Annotated in this window: 15 protein-coding genes and 1 pseudogene; 4 read left to right on the forward strand and 12 right to left on the reverse strand. The window is 71.9% G+C overall.

All coding sequences use genetic code 11. From position 1 onward, the window contains the following. Positions 1-2: 2 nt before the first annotated feature. The gene (locus ACTMTU_RS15065; protein ID WP_441263987.1) at positions 3-977 is read right to left on the reverse strand and encodes a helix-turn-helix domain-containing protein; all 975 of its coding nucleotides are present in this window, start codon (positions 975-977) and stop codon (positions 3-5) included. A 294-nt stretch (positions 978-1271) separates the two neighbouring features. Here ACTMTU_RS15065 and ACTMTU_RS15070 point away from each other — a divergent pair, with 294 nt between their 5' ends. Beyond that, positions 1272-1964 (forward strand): DUF1707 SHOCT-like domain-containing protein, encoded by a 693-nt coding sequence (locus tag ACTMTU_RS15070; protein ID WP_441263988.1) that lies wholly within the window; start codon positions 1272-1274, stop codon positions 1962-1964. A gap of 188 nt (positions 1965-2152) precedes the next feature. Next, entirely contained in the window at positions 2153-2506 is a 354-nt protein-coding gene (locus ACTMTU_RS15075) for a WhiB family transcriptional regulator (protein WP_159687804.1), read from the forward strand. Positions 2507-2601: 95 nt separating this feature from the next. On the opposite strand, the gene glpX is transcribed toward ACTMTU_RS15075, so the two are convergent. After that, positions 2602-3633, reverse strand: a complete 1032-nt coding sequence (glpX, locus tag ACTMTU_RS15080) for a class II fructose-bisphosphatase (RefSeq protein WP_441263989.1) — start codon at positions 3631-3633, stop codon at positions 2602-2604. Between the two features lie 136 nt (positions 3634-3769). Between glpX and ACTMTU_RS15085 the strand changes: the two genes are divergently transcribed. After that, positions 3770-4336, forward strand: a complete 567-nt coding sequence (locus tag ACTMTU_RS15085; RefSeq protein WP_441264229.1) for a DUF4245 domain-containing protein — start codon at positions 3770-3772, stop codon at positions 4334-4336. Between the two features lie 124 nt (positions 4337-4460). On the opposite strand, the gene ACTMTU_RS15090 is transcribed toward ACTMTU_RS15085, so the two are convergent. The 10 genes and pseudogenes from ACTMTU_RS15090 to ACTMTU_RS15135 form a co-directional block, all read right to left on the reverse strand. Then, positions 4461-5051 carry a malonic semialdehyde reductase gene (locus tag ACTMTU_RS15090; RefSeq protein ID WP_005312557.1) on the reverse strand — a complete coding sequence of 197 codons (591 nt, stop codon included), beginning with the start codon at positions 5049-5051 and terminating at the stop codon, positions 4461-4463. Positions 5052-5700: 649 nt separating this feature from the next. Beyond that, the gene (locus ACTMTU_RS15095; protein ID WP_356623254.1) at positions 5701-5934 is read right to left on the reverse strand and encodes an exodeoxyribonuclease VII small subunit; all 234 of its coding nucleotides are present in this window, start codon (positions 5932-5934) and stop codon (positions 5701-5703) included. Between the two features lie 54 nt (positions 5935-5988). After that, on the reverse strand, positions 5989-7197 hold the full coding sequence (gene xseA, locus ACTMTU_RS15100; protein WP_441263990.1) for an exodeoxyribonuclease VII large subunit: 1209 nt from the start codon (positions 7195-7197) through the stop codon (positions 5989-5991). A 95-nt stretch (positions 7198-7292) separates the two neighbouring features. Further along, positions 7293-7424, reverse strand: a complete 132-nt coding sequence (locus ACTMTU_RS15105; protein ID WP_441263991.1) for a hypothetical protein — start codon at positions 7422-7424, stop codon at positions 7293-7295. Positions 7425-7516: 92 nt separating this feature from the next. After that, positions 7517-7750 (reverse strand): annotated as a pseudogene (locus ACTMTU_RS15110) (amino acid permease); the annotation flags it as partial. A 216-nt stretch (positions 7751-7966) separates the two neighbouring features. After that, positions 7967-9073 (reverse strand): CU044_5270 family protein, encoded by a 1107-nt coding sequence (locus ACTMTU_RS15115; protein WP_441263992.1) that lies wholly within the window; start codon positions 9071-9073, stop codon positions 7967-7969. A gap of 2 nt (positions 9074-9075) precedes the next feature. Then, on the reverse strand, positions 9076-9714 hold the full coding sequence (locus ACTMTU_RS15120) for an RNA polymerase sigma factor (protein ID WP_441263993.1): 639 nt from the start codon (positions 9712-9714) through the stop codon (positions 9076-9078). Between the two features lie 131 nt (positions 9715-9845). Next, positions 9846-10940, reverse strand: a complete 1095-nt coding sequence (locus tag ACTMTU_RS15125) for a medium chain dehydrogenase/reductase family protein (RefSeq protein ID WP_441263994.1) — start codon at positions 10938-10940, stop codon at positions 9846-9848. A gap of 107 nt (positions 10941-11047) precedes the next feature. Beyond that, complete coding sequence (locus ACTMTU_RS15130) at positions 11048-12400, reverse strand: carotenoid oxygenase family protein (RefSeq protein WP_441263995.1); 1353 nt, start codon at positions 12398-12400, stop codon at positions 11048-11050. 133 nt (positions 12401-12533) lie between these two features. Further along, a complete protein-coding gene (locus ACTMTU_RS15135) occupies positions 12534-13097 on the reverse strand; it encodes a TetR/AcrR family transcriptional regulator (RefSeq protein WP_441263996.1) in 564 nt (187 codons plus the stop codon). A gap of 288 nt (positions 13098-13385) precedes the next feature. Here ACTMTU_RS15135 and ACTMTU_RS15140 point away from each other — a divergent pair, with 288 nt between their 5' ends. Further along, the gene (locus tag ACTMTU_RS15140; RefSeq protein WP_441263997.1) at positions 13386-13934 is read left to right on the forward strand and encodes an SRPBCC family protein; all 549 of its coding nucleotides are present in this window, start codon (positions 13386-13388) and stop codon (positions 13932-13934) included. The last annotated feature ends 227 nt before the right edge of the window (positions 13935-14161 follow it).

Raw genomic sequence — 14161 nt, forward strand, 5'->3', positions numbered from 1 at the left:
GCCTACGGCTCGATCCAGCCAAGACGGGCGGCCTGCCAGCCCAGTTGGAGGCGTGTCTGCACCCCTGCCAGAGCGATGAGGCGCTGTACGCGCCGCTGCACCGTGCGCATGCTCACGCCCCACTGGGAGGCGATGGCCTGGTCGGTGCAGCCCGTCAGCAGCAGTGACAGCAGTCGCCGGTCGGACGCCGACAGCGGCCCTTCCGGCACGGCTGCCATGGCCGCGGGCACCGGCAGGGCCGTCTCCCAGATCCGGTCGAAGAGCCAGTTGAGGGCCTCCAGGATGATGCCGGTGCGCACCACGAGCCCGACCGGCGCCCCCGGCGCCTGCCGGCGAGGGAGCGCCAGGGCGATCCGCCGGTCGGCGATGACCAGCTTCAGCGGGACCGCCGGCGTGACGCGCATCTCCTCGCCCAGGGCGGCCCACTCCTCCAGCAGCAACGGGTTGTCCGCGCTGTCGAGTTCGAGCGTGGCCCGCTCGTACGCCGCCCGGTAACGCACCCCGGCCCGCAGCGCGTCCCGTTGCCCGGTGTTGTCCGAGGCGGTCACCACCACGGCCGGGCCGGCGACCAGGCTGGACACCTCCTTGGCGCCGCGCTGGATCTGGCGGTAGCGGTCCGCTATGGCGGCGGCCCCTTCCAGGGCCTCCACCGGCTCGGCGCCCGAGCCGCCCTGTCCGTGTGCGCGGTGCTCGGCGGCGAGGCGTTCGACGGCGAGCTGCACCCGGCGCACCTCGTCCATACGTTGAAGCACCATCAGGTTCAACGTGACGTCGGGCGGCGCCGCGTGGTAGCCGTCGGGCCGGCCCGGGCGCCGGGTCACCAGCCCCTCCGCCTCCAGCCGGGCGAGTGCCGGGACCACCTTGTCGGCGGCGATCCCGGTGCGGGCCGCCACGGCCGTGGCGTCGGCTGCCGGAGCTCTGAGCAGGCAGACGTAGACCTGCTCCTGCACGGCGTCGAGTCCCAGACTTTCGAGCATCGCCCCGCCTCCTCGTGACCCGCCCTGCCCGGTGCTCACACCGAGGGGCCCGACGGCTCGCCCCCTCGCACGCCGGCATCCGGCGGTCCTGTGTACGGCGGGCTCCGTCCGGGACACTGCCAGAGGCGGATCCGGCGGAAACTCCGGAACGCGCGGCGGGTTCCCGCCAGGCCGGTTTCCGCCAGACCTCCGGCGTCGGCTCCCGTGACGGCTCGCGTCCGGGCGGGTGGCCGCCTAGGCCGGAACGGCGTGGGCCACTAGTCGCGATCTATCGCGTTTCGCTAGGCTGGTGCCGTGGACCTCGACAAGCATGATTCAGCGGCCTCCGGCCGCGGGCAGCCCCAGAAGCCGGCCGTCCCGCCGGACCCGGGCGGCGCCATCCGTGCCTCCGACGCCGACCGCGACCGGATCGCGGACATCCTCCGCGACGCCCTGGCCGAGGGCCGGCTGGACGCCGAGGAGCATTCGGAGCGCATCGACGCGGTCTACCGGGCCAAGACCGTGGGCGAGCTGGAACCGATCGTCCGGGACCTGCCCGCCGCCGGCCGGCGGCCCGACGCGGCCGCCGCTCACGTCCACGACGACTCGGAGGACCCGGGCGGCCCGGCCGAGAACCTCGTCGCCGTCTTCTCCAGCTCGACCCGCAAGGGCCGTTGGCGCGTGGGCCGCAGGACGAACGCCTTCTCGCTCTTCGGGAACATCGAGATCGACCTCACCGAGGCGCTCTACGGACAGCGCCTGTCGGTGATCAACGCGACCTCGATCTTCGGCAACGTCGAGGTGCGCGTCCCCGAGAACATCTCCCTGCGCGGCAGCGGGACCGGCATCTTCGGGAACTTCGAGGTCGTGACGCTGGAGGCCGCCGATCCCGAGGCGCCGGTGGTCGTCGTCAACGGCTACACGATTTTCGGCAACGTCGAGGCGAAGCCGAAGCGCGGCCGGCGGATCTCCGACCTCCACGACCGGCTCCGCAAGCACCTGCACTGACGGGGCCGCGCACGACGGGCGGACACGGCCGGGCGCGGCCCGGCGCCGGGGGCGCTTTCGCGCCTCACGCGCCGATCCGCAATTCCGTGCGTCGGAACTCAGTGCCACTCAGTGCATAGGCGTGCGCACAGCGGGTAGGGACTGCTGCATCGTCTCTCGCTCGCGAATCCCGTCGTCAGGAGTAGACCGTGCTGCAACTGCCGCATCAGTCCCTGCAGGTGGCCGCCGTGCCGCACCAGCGCATTCCTGCCCGGGAGGACCAGGCAGGTCCCTGGCACGCGGAGGCGGTGTGCCGCCGGGACGAGGCGGGACTGTTCTTCGCGCCCTCCAAGGAGCCGACGGCCGAGCGGCTGTCGCGTGAGGAGGCGGCGAAGAGGGTCTGCGCCCGCTGCCCGGTGATGGTGGAGTGCCGGGAGCACGCACTGCTCCAGCCCGAGCCGTACGGCGTGTGGGGCGGCCTCACCGCGGCGGAGCGCCGCGTGGTGCTGGCCCGTCGCAGGCGCCGCGACGTCGAGGTGAAGAAGTCGGCCTCAGCGGCCTGACCTGGAAGACGGCACGGAAACGGGGCGCCCCCGCACATAGGGCGCCCCTTCCGTTTGCTGCTCCGCACCCGGGCCGGCGCTGCCGGCCCTGGGGGCTACTGCGCGCGGTCGAAGTCGATCTGGCTGTACGCCCGGAGCTTCGACAGCCGGTGGGTGGAGTCGATCTGCCGGATGGTGCCCGACTTGGAACGCATCACCAGGGACTGGGTGATCGCGGTCTCCGCGCGGTAGCGGACGCCGCGCAGCAGCTCGCCGTCCGTGATGCCGGTGGCGACGAAGAACACGTTCTCGCCGGAGACCAGGTCGTCGGTGCTCAGGACGCGGTCCAGGTCGTGGCCCGCGTCGATCGCGCGCCGGCGCTCGTCGTCGTCCTTCGGCCACAGCTTGCCCTGGATCACGCCGCCCAGGCACTTGATGGCACACGCCGAGATGATGCCCTCGGGCGTACCGCCGATGCCCAGCAGCAGGTCGACGCCGGTGCCCTCCTTGACGGCCATGATCGAACCGGCGACGTCGCCGTCCGAGATGAACTTGATCCGCGCGCCGGTCTCGCGGATCTCCCTGACGATCCCCTCGTGCCGGGGACGGTCGAGGATGACGACCGTGACGTCCTCGGGCGAGGAGTGCTTCGCCTTGGCGACCCGCCGGATGTTGACGGACACGGGGGCGTTGATGTCGACGTAGTCGGCGGCCTCGGGGCCGGTGACCAGCTTGTCCATGTAGAAGACGGCGGACGGGTCGAACATGGTGCCGCGATCGGCGGCGGCGAGGACGGCGATGGCGTTGGGCATGCCCTTGGCCGTCAGCGTGGTGCCGTCGATCGGGTCGACGGCGATGTCGCACTCGGCGCCGGTCCCGTCGCCGATCCGCTCGCCGTTGAACAGCATCGGGGCCTCGTCCTTCTCGCCTTCTCCGATGACGACGACGCCGTTCATCGAGACGGTGGAGACGAGGGTCCGCATGGCCTTGACCGCGGCGCCGTCGGCGCCGTTCTTCTCACCACGCCCGACCCAGCGGCCGGCGGCCATGGCGGCGGCCTCGGTGACCCGGACGAGCTCCAGGGCGAGGTTGCGGTCGGGGGCCTCGGGGGAGACCTCGAGCTGGGACGGCAGATGATTCTCGGTCATCGGAGCGCACCTTTCTGTACGACGACGGCCGTAAATAAAGAGGGTGGGGCGACTCTATCGGTACGTCGACATATTGAGCAGAGGGGCCCACGGATGAGCAGACCTGCCGGATGCGAACATGGTGGACGTGGCAGGTATGCGAGGCAAGCAGACGATCCGGGGCATGTTCCAGTCCATGGCGGTGATCGGTGTCGTCGTGGCGGGCATCTACATGCTCGTTCCCCACGACGAGAACGCCGACCCGATCAGGACGGTCGACTACCGCGTCGAACTGGTGACGGCGCAGCGCGCGGCCCCGTACCCGGTGGCGGCGCCCGACGGGCTGGACAAGGGGTGGCGGGCCACCTCGGTGACGTTCGAGCGGGACAAGGCCCACGCCTGGCACCTCGGCTTCCTCGACCCCCGGGACCAGTATGTGGCGGTGGAGCAGTCCACGGCCCGGCCTGCCGACAAGTACGTCCGTGAGGTCACGCACGAGGCCGTCAAGACGGAGCGGACCCAGCAGGTGGCCGGACGGACCTGGCAGTTCTGGGACGGTCCGAAGTACGACGCCCTGGTGCTGACCGACGACCGCGCGACGACCGTTGTCACCGGCACGGCGGGGCCCGAGCGGCTCGCCGAGATGGCCGCGGCCCTCAAGGCCGGGGAGCCCGCCGGCACGGCGTCGCCCACCCCGTCGGCCAAGCCCTCCGCCGGCTCCTGACACCTGGGAACCCGCGCCGCGGGCCCGTCCCGTACGGCGAAGGCCGCCGCACCCGTGTGGGTGCGGCGGCCTTCGTGTGCGTGCGGGGCCGCGTGTGCCGCTGCGGGCCCGTGGGACGCGTCGCTCAGACGGTGGTGACGACGTCCTCGTACGACAGGCGCGGGGAGCGCGGGAACCAGGCGTCGTCACCCGGCTTGCCGATGTTCACGACCATCAGCGGGGTGTGGTCGTCGTCCAGGAACTCCTTCTGGATGCCGGCGGCGTCGTAGCCCGTCATCGGGCCGGCGGCCAGGCCGGCGGCGCGGACGCCGACGATGAAGTACGCGGCCTGGAGGGCGGCGTTCAGGCCGGCGGCCTGCTCACGGACCGGGCGCTCGCTGAAGAACATGTCCTTGGCCTGCGGGAAGTGCGGCAGCAGCGACGGAAGCTCCTCGTGGAACTCGTTGTCGGCCGCCAGGATCGCGACCAGCGGGGCGGAAGCGGTCTTCGCCTGGTTGCCCTCCGCCATGTGGCCGACGAGGCGTTCACGGGCCTCGGCGGAGCGGACCAGCACCACGCGCAGCGGGCTCTGGTTGAAGGCGGTCGGGCCGAACTTGACCAGGTCGTAGATCGCCTGGACCTGCTCCTCGGTCACCGGCTCGTCGGTGAACGTGTTGGCCGTACGGGCCTCACGGAAGAGGAGGTCCTGGGCGACGGGGTCAAGAACGAGGGACATGGGGCGTACCTTCCGCGTGCGTGAAAAAGCCTTACGGGGGCTGCCAACCGCGCCGGGTTGAATTAAATTTCAACTACATGCGGAATGTGACCGTCCTCACACTGGCACGGCGGCACCTCGCCTCGACCCGGGCGGCACTGCGTCCGCCACCCGCCGAGGGGGGCCCGGCGTCCGCCTCTGCCGTCCTGCGCTGCCTCGGCGGCCCTCACACCCGCCGCCGCGCGCTTCCCCCGACCCGCGCCCGTCTGCGACGGCGCGCCCCAGCGGCCCCTCATCCGCCCGCGGTCCCGGCGGCCCTGCCTCGGCCTCCCGGCGAAGCCGACGCGCCGAGAGCGGCCGTCCGTCCGTCTCCCTGTGGCGCCGGCACGCTGACGGCAGCCCTGCGTCGGTCTCCGCCGTCCCATGCCGCCTCGGCGACCGCTCACCCGCCCGCGGTCCCGGCGGCCCTGCGTTCCGTCTCCCCGGCGAAGCCGAAACGCGCCGAGGGCGCATGCGCGTCCGCCCACGCGCCGACGGCGGCCCCGCGTCCGTCTCCCGGTGGCGCCCACGCGCCCAGGGCGGCCCCGTGTCGGTCTCCCCGGCACGGTCACGCAACGTCGGCGGCCCGCGTCCGTCTCCCCGGCACGCCCACGCACCGCCGGCGGCGCGCTCACCCGCCGTCGGCCGCCCCGTCCTCCTCCGGCTTCGCCAGCGCCGCGTCCAGGCGCGCCCGAGCGCCTTCGAGCCAGTGACGGCACACCTTCGCCAGCTCCTCGCCGCGCTCCCACAGCGCCAGCGACTCCTCGAGCGTGGTGCCGCCGGCCTCCAGCCGGCGCACGACCTCGATCAGCTCGTCACGGGCCTGCTCGTAACCGAGCGCGGCCTCTTCCGTCTTGGCAGCCATGCGATCCACCCTATGTAGGAGTTACGACAACAGAACCGGCGCACACCGCGGGCGTCACTCGCCGACCCGCACCGGGAACTCGCCCTCCGCGACGCGCGCCCGCAGCGGGTCCCCCGCGGTCACCTCGTCCGGCGAGCGCACCACCGCCCCGTCGGCGCGCTGGAGCACCGCGTAACCCCGCTCCAGCGTCGCGGCGGGCGACAGCGAGACGACCCGCGCCCGGGTGTGGGACAGCTCCGAGTCCGCGCGGTCCAGCAGATGGCCGAGGACGCGCCGGCTCCGGGCGACCAGGGCGTCGACCTCGGCCGCGCGCTCGTCCACCATCCGCTGCGGATGCTCCATGCACGGCCTGGCCAGCGCGTGCGCGAGACCGCGCTCCTCCCTGTCCAGCAGCCCCTGCACGGTGCGCAGCGCCCGGTCCCGCAGCTGCCGCACCCGGACCAGCTCCTCGCCCACGTCCGGGACGACCTTCTTCGCCGCGTCGGTCGGCGTGGAGGCGCGCAGGTCGGCGACCAGGTCGAGCAGCGGTGAGTCGGGCTCGTGACCGATCGCCGACACGACCGGCGTCGAGCACGCCGCCACCGCGCGCACCAACTGCTCGTCGGAGAAGGGCAGCAGGTCCTCCACGCTGCCCCCGCCGCGCGCCACGATGATCACGTCCACGTCGTCCAGCGCGTCCAGCTCCTTCACTGCCTGGACCACCTGCGCCACGGCGTGCACCCCCTGCACGGCCACGTTGCGCACCTCGAATTGGACGTGCGGCCAGCGCCTGCGCGCGTTCTCCAGCACGTCCCGCTCGGCGGCGGACGCCCGGCCGCAGACCAGTCCCACCCGGTGCGGCAGGAACGGCAGGGCCTTCTTGCGGTCCGGCGCGAACAGCCCCTCCGCGCCGAGCGACCGCTTCAACTGCTCCAGCCTGGCCAGCAGTTCACCGATGCCGACCGGCCTTATCTCGACCGCCCGCAGCGACAGCTGCCCCCTCGGCGCGTACCACTCCGGCTTGGCGTGCACGACGACCCGGGCGCCCTCGGCCACCACGTCGGCGACGGCGTCGAAGACCTGCCGGAAGCAGGTGACGCCCACCGAGATGTCGTACGACGGGTCGCGCAGAGTCAGGAAGACGACACCGGCGCCCGGACGCCGCGACAGCTGGGTGATCTGTCCCTCCACCCAGACCGCCCCGAGCCGGTCGATCCAGCCGCCGATGAGCCGTGACACCTCGCCGACCGGCAGAGGGGATTCCGCGGACGTGTCGATAGCCATGCGCCGAGCGTAACGGCCGCGTCGGACAACTCCGGCGCCCCCGGACCGGACCGTCGGGCTCCTGCTCCTGCGCCGGGGGCGCCGCGCCCGGAGCCCTAGCGCTGCCCGCCGGACAGCGTTTCGCGCCGCCGCCGCTGCAACGCCAGCACGACCAGCCCGATCGCCAGCCACACGACGCCCACGACCTGCGCCGACGCCGCCGCCTCCACGATCACCGCGATCAGCACGCCCGCGCCCAGCACCGGCACCAGCAGATGCCGCAGCCGGTCCGGGGGCCGTCCTGCCGCCGGACCACGAACCAGCCCACCACGCTCGCGTGCAGCTGCGCGTAGCTCACGGCGGTGAAGGCCATGGCGAGGGTGGCGACGGCGTAGACGAGGGCGACCGCGCCGCCCGACTTGGCGTCGAGGGTGCCGAACACGCCGACGGGCGCCATGGGCGCTATGAACAGGAGCCCGTAGACGACCAGGTCGCGGAACCCGAGTGTGCGCCGCAGCTCGCTGCCGCCGGGCACCTTTCCGGGGCGGGGTTCCTGGGTGGTGGCTCGTCTCATGGGGTTCTCTCCCGCTCGGCCGGCGTTCTTGTTCCTCCCCGCTGTCATCGGCAGCGCGGTGCCGGTGGAGAAGCCCCCGACGGCAGGGGCGTTCGCGTCGGTCGTGTTCCTGACCCGCTTACCGTGCGCCGTACGAGAAGCCGGTCACCCGCAGCCTTCGAGCACGACCGGATCCCCGGCCGCACCCGCGTCACGGCCGGGGATCAAGAACACCTTTCACGCGCCGGAGGAGGGGGTCTCCTTGAGCTCGTCGACGACCTGGCGGAGTGTGACGGCCTCGGTGTAGATCACGGTGCCGGGCTTGATGAGGCCGGAGTCGCCGCCGTCGGGGCGGACCTGGATCGTGCGCTCGCCGAGGTAGGTGAAGGTCTTGGCGTCGAAGATCCATTCGGTGCGGGCGCCGGACGTCTCGTCCAGGCGCGCGACGGCAACCCCGCGGCGGCCGATCGCGTCGGCGGCGTCCTCGACGTGGACGACGCCGGGGATCTTGGCGGCTGCCTTGTACAGGGCGGTGTTCAGCTCGGCGGGCGGCAGGGACTCGTGCAGCAGATCGCCGATGGTGGTGAAGGCTTGCTGGTCGGGGCTGTTGCCCATGCCCTTGGTCTCCTTGTAGATCTTCGCCAGGAGAGTGTCGGGGTCGGTGGGCAGGGTGGCGAGGTAGTCGTAGGTGGGCGCGTTGAGGCGGGCCGGTTCGCTCTCGCCCTTCTCGTTGGTCCGGTCGAGCTTCTCGCCGCCGGGCGGGGAGACGGCCGGGTCGATCAGCCAGCCCTTGGTGCCGTCGGTGGAGTTCCACACCTGGCGGCGGTGGATCCCGTCGCTGGCGAGAGTCGTCTTGTCGCCGACCGTCTTCTCGTAGGTGGTGGCGACCTTGCTCTCGACGTACACGTACTGGCCCGCCCGGACCTCGACCTGCGGGCTCTCGGCGGAGGCGAGGGAGATCCGGTCCAGGAGCTGCGGGACGCCCGCGCTCGTGCCCGCACCGACCGTGGCGGTGAGCGCCGGCCCGGCGGCCGATCCGTCGCCGGCCTCGCCGCCTGCGGTGAAGGTGAGGACGCCCGCGGCCACGAGGGCCAGCGAGCACGCGGCGACGGGCAGGACGATCAGAGGGCGCAGAAGCCTGCGGCGCACCGGCGCCGCGGACGGGGGAGCGGCGGAGGCGGCGGTCGTGGATCGGGCGTCCTGCTGGATGAAGGCCATGAGAGCTTCCTTGTGAAAGGCATGGCGGCCTGCGGGGAGGTCGGCTTCCTCGGGGGAGAGCAGCTGCTCGCTCTCGAGCCATTCATCAGGCGTGAGGCGGGAGTGACTCGGACGGGACTGACGCATGTTCACCGGGTTCCTTCCTGTGCGGGCCGGGCCGCGATCGTGCGGTCCCCTCTTGTCTGTCGATTCACCGGCCGGGGTTCCCGAAAGGCGCCGGGGAGTTGTGCGTCGGCGAGTTTCCGCAGCTTCTTGCGGGCCCGGGAGAGCCGGGAGCGCACCGTGCCCACCGGGACGCCGAGGACCTGTGCCGCGGTGGCGTAGTCCAGGCCCTGCCACAGGCACAGGCTCAGCACTTCCCGTTCGGTGCGCCGCAGTTCGGCGAGTGCGCTCGCGGTGGCGGCCAGGCGGTGACGGTCGTCCAGGCGGCCGGCGACTTCCTCGGCGTGATCGGCCACCGCCGCCTCTTGCCCGGCGCCCGTGGCGCGGGCGGCCGCGGTGGCGGCCGCCTTGTAACGCCGGTTGCTGCGCGACTGTGCGCGCACGAGGTTGGTGGCGATGCCCAGCAGCCACGGGCGTACGCTCCCGCCTTCCGCCTCGAGGCGCCCGCGGCCGCGCCAGGCTTCCATGAACGTCGCCGAGACGATGTCCTCGGCGGCCGACCAGTCGGCGGTCAGCCGGTAGGCGTGGTTGTAGACGGTTTTCGCGTATTGGTCGAAGAGCTCCGCGAAGGCCTGTGGATCCCCCGCTCGAATGCGCGCGCGCATGGTTGTTGTCACCTCAGTCAGCTGTCGATCCATCGAGCGGGGTTCCCGAGACGTACGTCACACTCCGCGAGCGGGGACCGGTCCGAAGCACGCTGGATGCCGGTGCCGCCCCGTTCTTCGCCGCCGGCCGCCTACGGCACCAGGACGACCTTGCCGACCACGGTGCCGGATTCGGCCAGCCGCACCGCTTCGCCGACCTCGGCGAGCGGGACGCGGGCGGCGACCTGCGGGGTGAGAGCGCCGTCGGCGAGCAGCTGGAAGACCTGGGTCAGGTCGCCGCGCAGCGCGGCGCGGAAGGTGTCGAGCCTGCGCCGGCCGGCCCAGATGTTGTAGAAGTGGGCGCTCTTGCCGTTGGGCAGCGCGTTCCAGAGCATCAGGCGGGCGAACAGCTTGAGGACCGGGGCCTTCGAGGAGCCTTGGACGTCGCGGGTCGAGGCGGTGCCGTAGGAGACGAGGGTGCCCTTGGCGGCGAGCAGGCGGTAGGAAGCGACGATGCCCTCGCCGCCCACGTGGTCGAACACCGCGTCGTACCCCCGCGGAGCGTGTGCGCGCAGCTGTTCGTCCAGGTCGGGCGCCCGGTAGTCGACCGGAGTGGCGCCCAGCGCCCGCACGGCGTCGTGGTGCTTGGCCGAGGCCGTGCCGACGACCCGGACGCCGGCGATGCGGGCGAGTTGCACGAGGGTGGAGCCGACGCCGCCGTTCGCGCCGTGCACGAGGACGGTCTGTCCGGTCCGGATCCCCGCGAGGCGGTGGAGCATCTGCCAGGCGGTGATGCCGTTGACCACGAAGGTCTCCGCATCGGCGGAGGCGACCGACTCGGGTACCTCGATCACGTCACCGGCGTCGACGGTGACGTGGCTGGCCCAGGCACCGGTCTTGGTCAGGACCGCGAAGCGCCGCCCCAGCAGGTCGCCCGGTACGCCCTCTCCCGCGTCGACGGCCCGCCCGACGAGGTCGTAGCCGGGGACGAAGGGGAAGGGCGGCTGGTCGTAGTACTTGCCGCGGCGCATCTGCTGCTCGGCGAAGGAGACCCCGGCGGCCTCCATCGCCAGCACCACCTGCCCGGGGCCGGCCGGCCGGGCGGGCCGGGTACGCACCTGGATGCCGTCCGGGTCGACGACCCCGGGCAGCACCGCTTCGTTGACGGTCGACGGCGCGAGCGGGGAGACCGCTGTTGCCCGGGGCCGGGAAAGCGCGGCGGTGGTGCGGCCTTGGGAGTCGGTCATGGAAATGCTCCTCATCACGAATGAACGGTGGCTGATGGCTTGTTGTGGTGCGGCGAGACGGGAAGGCAGGGGAGTGGCGGTGGTGGTGCCGGACGTCCGGGCGCCCGTCAGAGGGCGGTGTCGGGGATCCACGAGCCGTGGATCATCGCCGGCACCCGCCGTGGGAGATGGATCGTGGCGACCGGGGGCACAGTGAGGTCGGAGGCGTCGAGGACGATCATCTTGGACGCGTCGGCGTTCAGGTCGCTCACGACGGTCAGCAGGTACCCCTCGTCCTCACCCTCGGTGCCTTCCGCCTGCACGAACACCGCCTCGCTGGGCAGTTGACCGGTGCCGAACGGCAGCAGCTGACGGGCGCCGGTGGTGCGGTCGTACTTCACCAGGGTGTGGTTGCCGATCCCGAGGTCGTCGGGGAACGACAGCGCGTACTGGAAGCGGTGCTCGCTTCCGGTGAAGTTGTCGTTGATGGTGGGGAACTCCACCGTCAGGTCGTCGGTCTGCTGCTCCTCGACGGTGCCGGCGGCCAGATCGATGGTCCACCGGCGGCTGCGGGAGCCGGAGTTCGGCTCGGCGCCGCGGTCGGCGGCGCCGACCCACCAGTTCCAGGAGCGCTGCCAGCCCTCGCGACCCACCGTGGGGCCTTCGACGACGATGTGCCCGCGGGCGTCCTCGTAGGCGTTGGCGAAGTGCATGCCGTACCCCTGGTCGATCTCGAACCAGCGGATCTGCCGTGCGCCGCCCGCCCCGCGCGGCATGACCCCGATCCGCGAGGCGTGCGCGTCGCTCCAGCTGTACGGAATTCCGGAGTGTTCGGCGGGGTCGAAGGTGACCGAACCCTCCAGGAAGACCACGTGGTGCTCGGTGATCGCGAAGTCGTGCTTCAGCGCGGCGCTCGCGCCGGGCACCTCCTGACTGTCCAGCACCTGGCCGTCGGCGGAGGCGACATGGTGGATCAGGAACGGAGGGAACGGGGAGGAGGCGAAGAAGTGCAGCTCGCCGGTGGCCGGGTCCTCCTTGGGATGGGCGGTCATGGCGGAGGTGAGCCTGCCGCCGAAGTCGTAGGCGCCCACCGTCTCCAGGTCCGCCGTCAACTCGAAGGGCAGCGCCGCCTCCGAGAGGGCGAGGAGCCGTCCGCCGTGTTCGATGACGTGCGTTCCGGCCGTACTGGCCGTCAGGTCGGGTCCCCGGTCCGTCATGTAGGGGGCACCGTCCAGGGCGGGGGTGTGGACCCACCGGTTGCGGTACCACTCGGCGCGGCCCCGGTTCAGCCGGACGCCGTGCACCATGCCGCTGCCCTTGAACCAGTGGGTGGGGGTGATACCCGGCTTGGGGTTGTGGCTGTTGCGGATCAGGCGACCGGTCAGTTCGGGCGGCAGTGTGCCTTCCACGGTCAGTTCGGTGGCGGTGATCTCGTCGGCGACGGGGGCGTAGTGACCGGTCAGATAGGGCTTGGCAGCCATGATTGAACCTCGATCTCGGAGGAGGGCCTGTAGAGGCAGGCTGATGTGTGTGGTTGAACACTCACTAGGTGGGGCGAAAAAAATGGGCGGCCGCTGGGTCTGCCGGCATGCGGCCGCCTGTCGAGGGGGCGTGTCAGTAGTGCGTGATCCCGGCGGTCAGGGTGCGGGTCCAGGGTGCGGAGATCGCCTCGGCGTCGATGGAGACCAGGAGGTGGCAGAGCATGCCGGTGGCGAAGAACTGCTGCACCTGCTGCTCGCTGCCTCCCGACGCGCTGCGGACGTACTCGACCGTGCGGGCGTAACCGGCCCGGACCGCCTCCCTGATCGCCGGCTCGGAGACCGCGGCGGCCTGGGCGTGCAGCTGAACGAGCATGAGGTCGTTGTCGCTGATCAGCCGGGCGTAGGCGTCACCCATCGAGGTGAGTACGGCTTCGGGTGAGCTGCTCCCCGCGTTCGCTGCGCCGCCTTCAAGCGCTGCGCGGACCTTGACGAAGCAGTGCTCGACGACCGCGGTGAACAGGGCTTCCTTGTTCGGGAAGAGGCGGTAGACGTAGGCCTGCGAGATGCCGGCGGCCTTGCCCACCTCCGTGGTGGTGGTCCCGAAGTACCCCCGGGCCGCGAAGGCCCCGATGGCGGTGCGCAGCACCGTCTCCCGGCGTTCTTCGGCTGTGGACAGTTGGCGCCGCTCCGTCTTCATGTGAGTACTCAATCACTCATGCTTTTCCGTGTCAATCGTCGGCCGTGGTGGCGTGCGCCGGCGCCTTGGTGGGGGAGTGGTTGACGTCACGAGAAAGGGAGTGGTTGACTACTCACATCCGAAGGGGCGGCTGGCTATCGGTGCCCCTCGTTATTCTCCAGGCGTTTCCCGCGTTCTGCTTCGGCGCTCTTCAGTCGACGCGCTCGCAGGCGTGACAAGTGAGTGATCGACCACACCGTGTCCGGGCTCATGCCCGGCCTCATCCCTTGACCTGTTGGAGGAACCATCATGCTTGCCTTCGCCACCGCGCTCCTTGCCGCGCTGCCTCTGGCCCTCGGGAGCGGCGGACCCGCGCCGGTCGGGATCGACGAGACGGCCCCGGTGATCACCCGTGACGACATCGTCATCCACGCGCCGCTGGACCGCGTGTGGCGCATCCAGACGGACGTCGAGGGGTGGCCCGACTGGCAGCCGGGTGTCAGCTCCTCGGTCAAGCAGACCCCGGGACCGTTGCGTCCGGGTTCCTCGTGGGTGTGGTCCACCGAGGGCCTCGACAACATCACCTCGACGGTCAAGCAGGTGCAGCCCGGGCGCCGGATCGTCTGGGGCGGGCCCGCCCACGGCATCACGGCCGTCCATGTGTGGACCTTCACCCGGACCGAGGACGGAGTCCACGTCCACACCGAGGAATCCTGGACCGGCGACCCCGTCACGGCCGATACCGCCTACCTCCAGGGAGCGCTGGACGCCTCTCTGGACCACTGGCTGCACAACCTCAAGCAGCGGGCCGAGGAGCGGCGCCACCCCGAGCCCGCCAAGGGCGGCACGCGCCCCTGACCGCGGGCGCGACCGGGCTCCTGGCTGCCGGCCCGGCCCTCGGCCCGCCCCCGGCGGGCCGTGCCCTGCCCGATGCGAGCGGCCCGGCAGCGGCAGTGAGCACCTGGTGAACAGCGCCCCCCGCCATCGGTGTCCGCCCTCGGCCCGTGCCGCAGGCCCTCGCCACCGGCCTCAAGGGCCGCCTCGCCCGCCGCCCGCCGCCCGCCGCCCGCCGGCGGCCCGGCCGT

Source organism: Streptomyces sp. OZ13, from assembly GCF_052068155.1.
Taxonomy (GTDB): Bacteria; Actinomycetota; Actinomycetes; order Streptomycetales; family Streptomycetaceae; genus Streptomyces.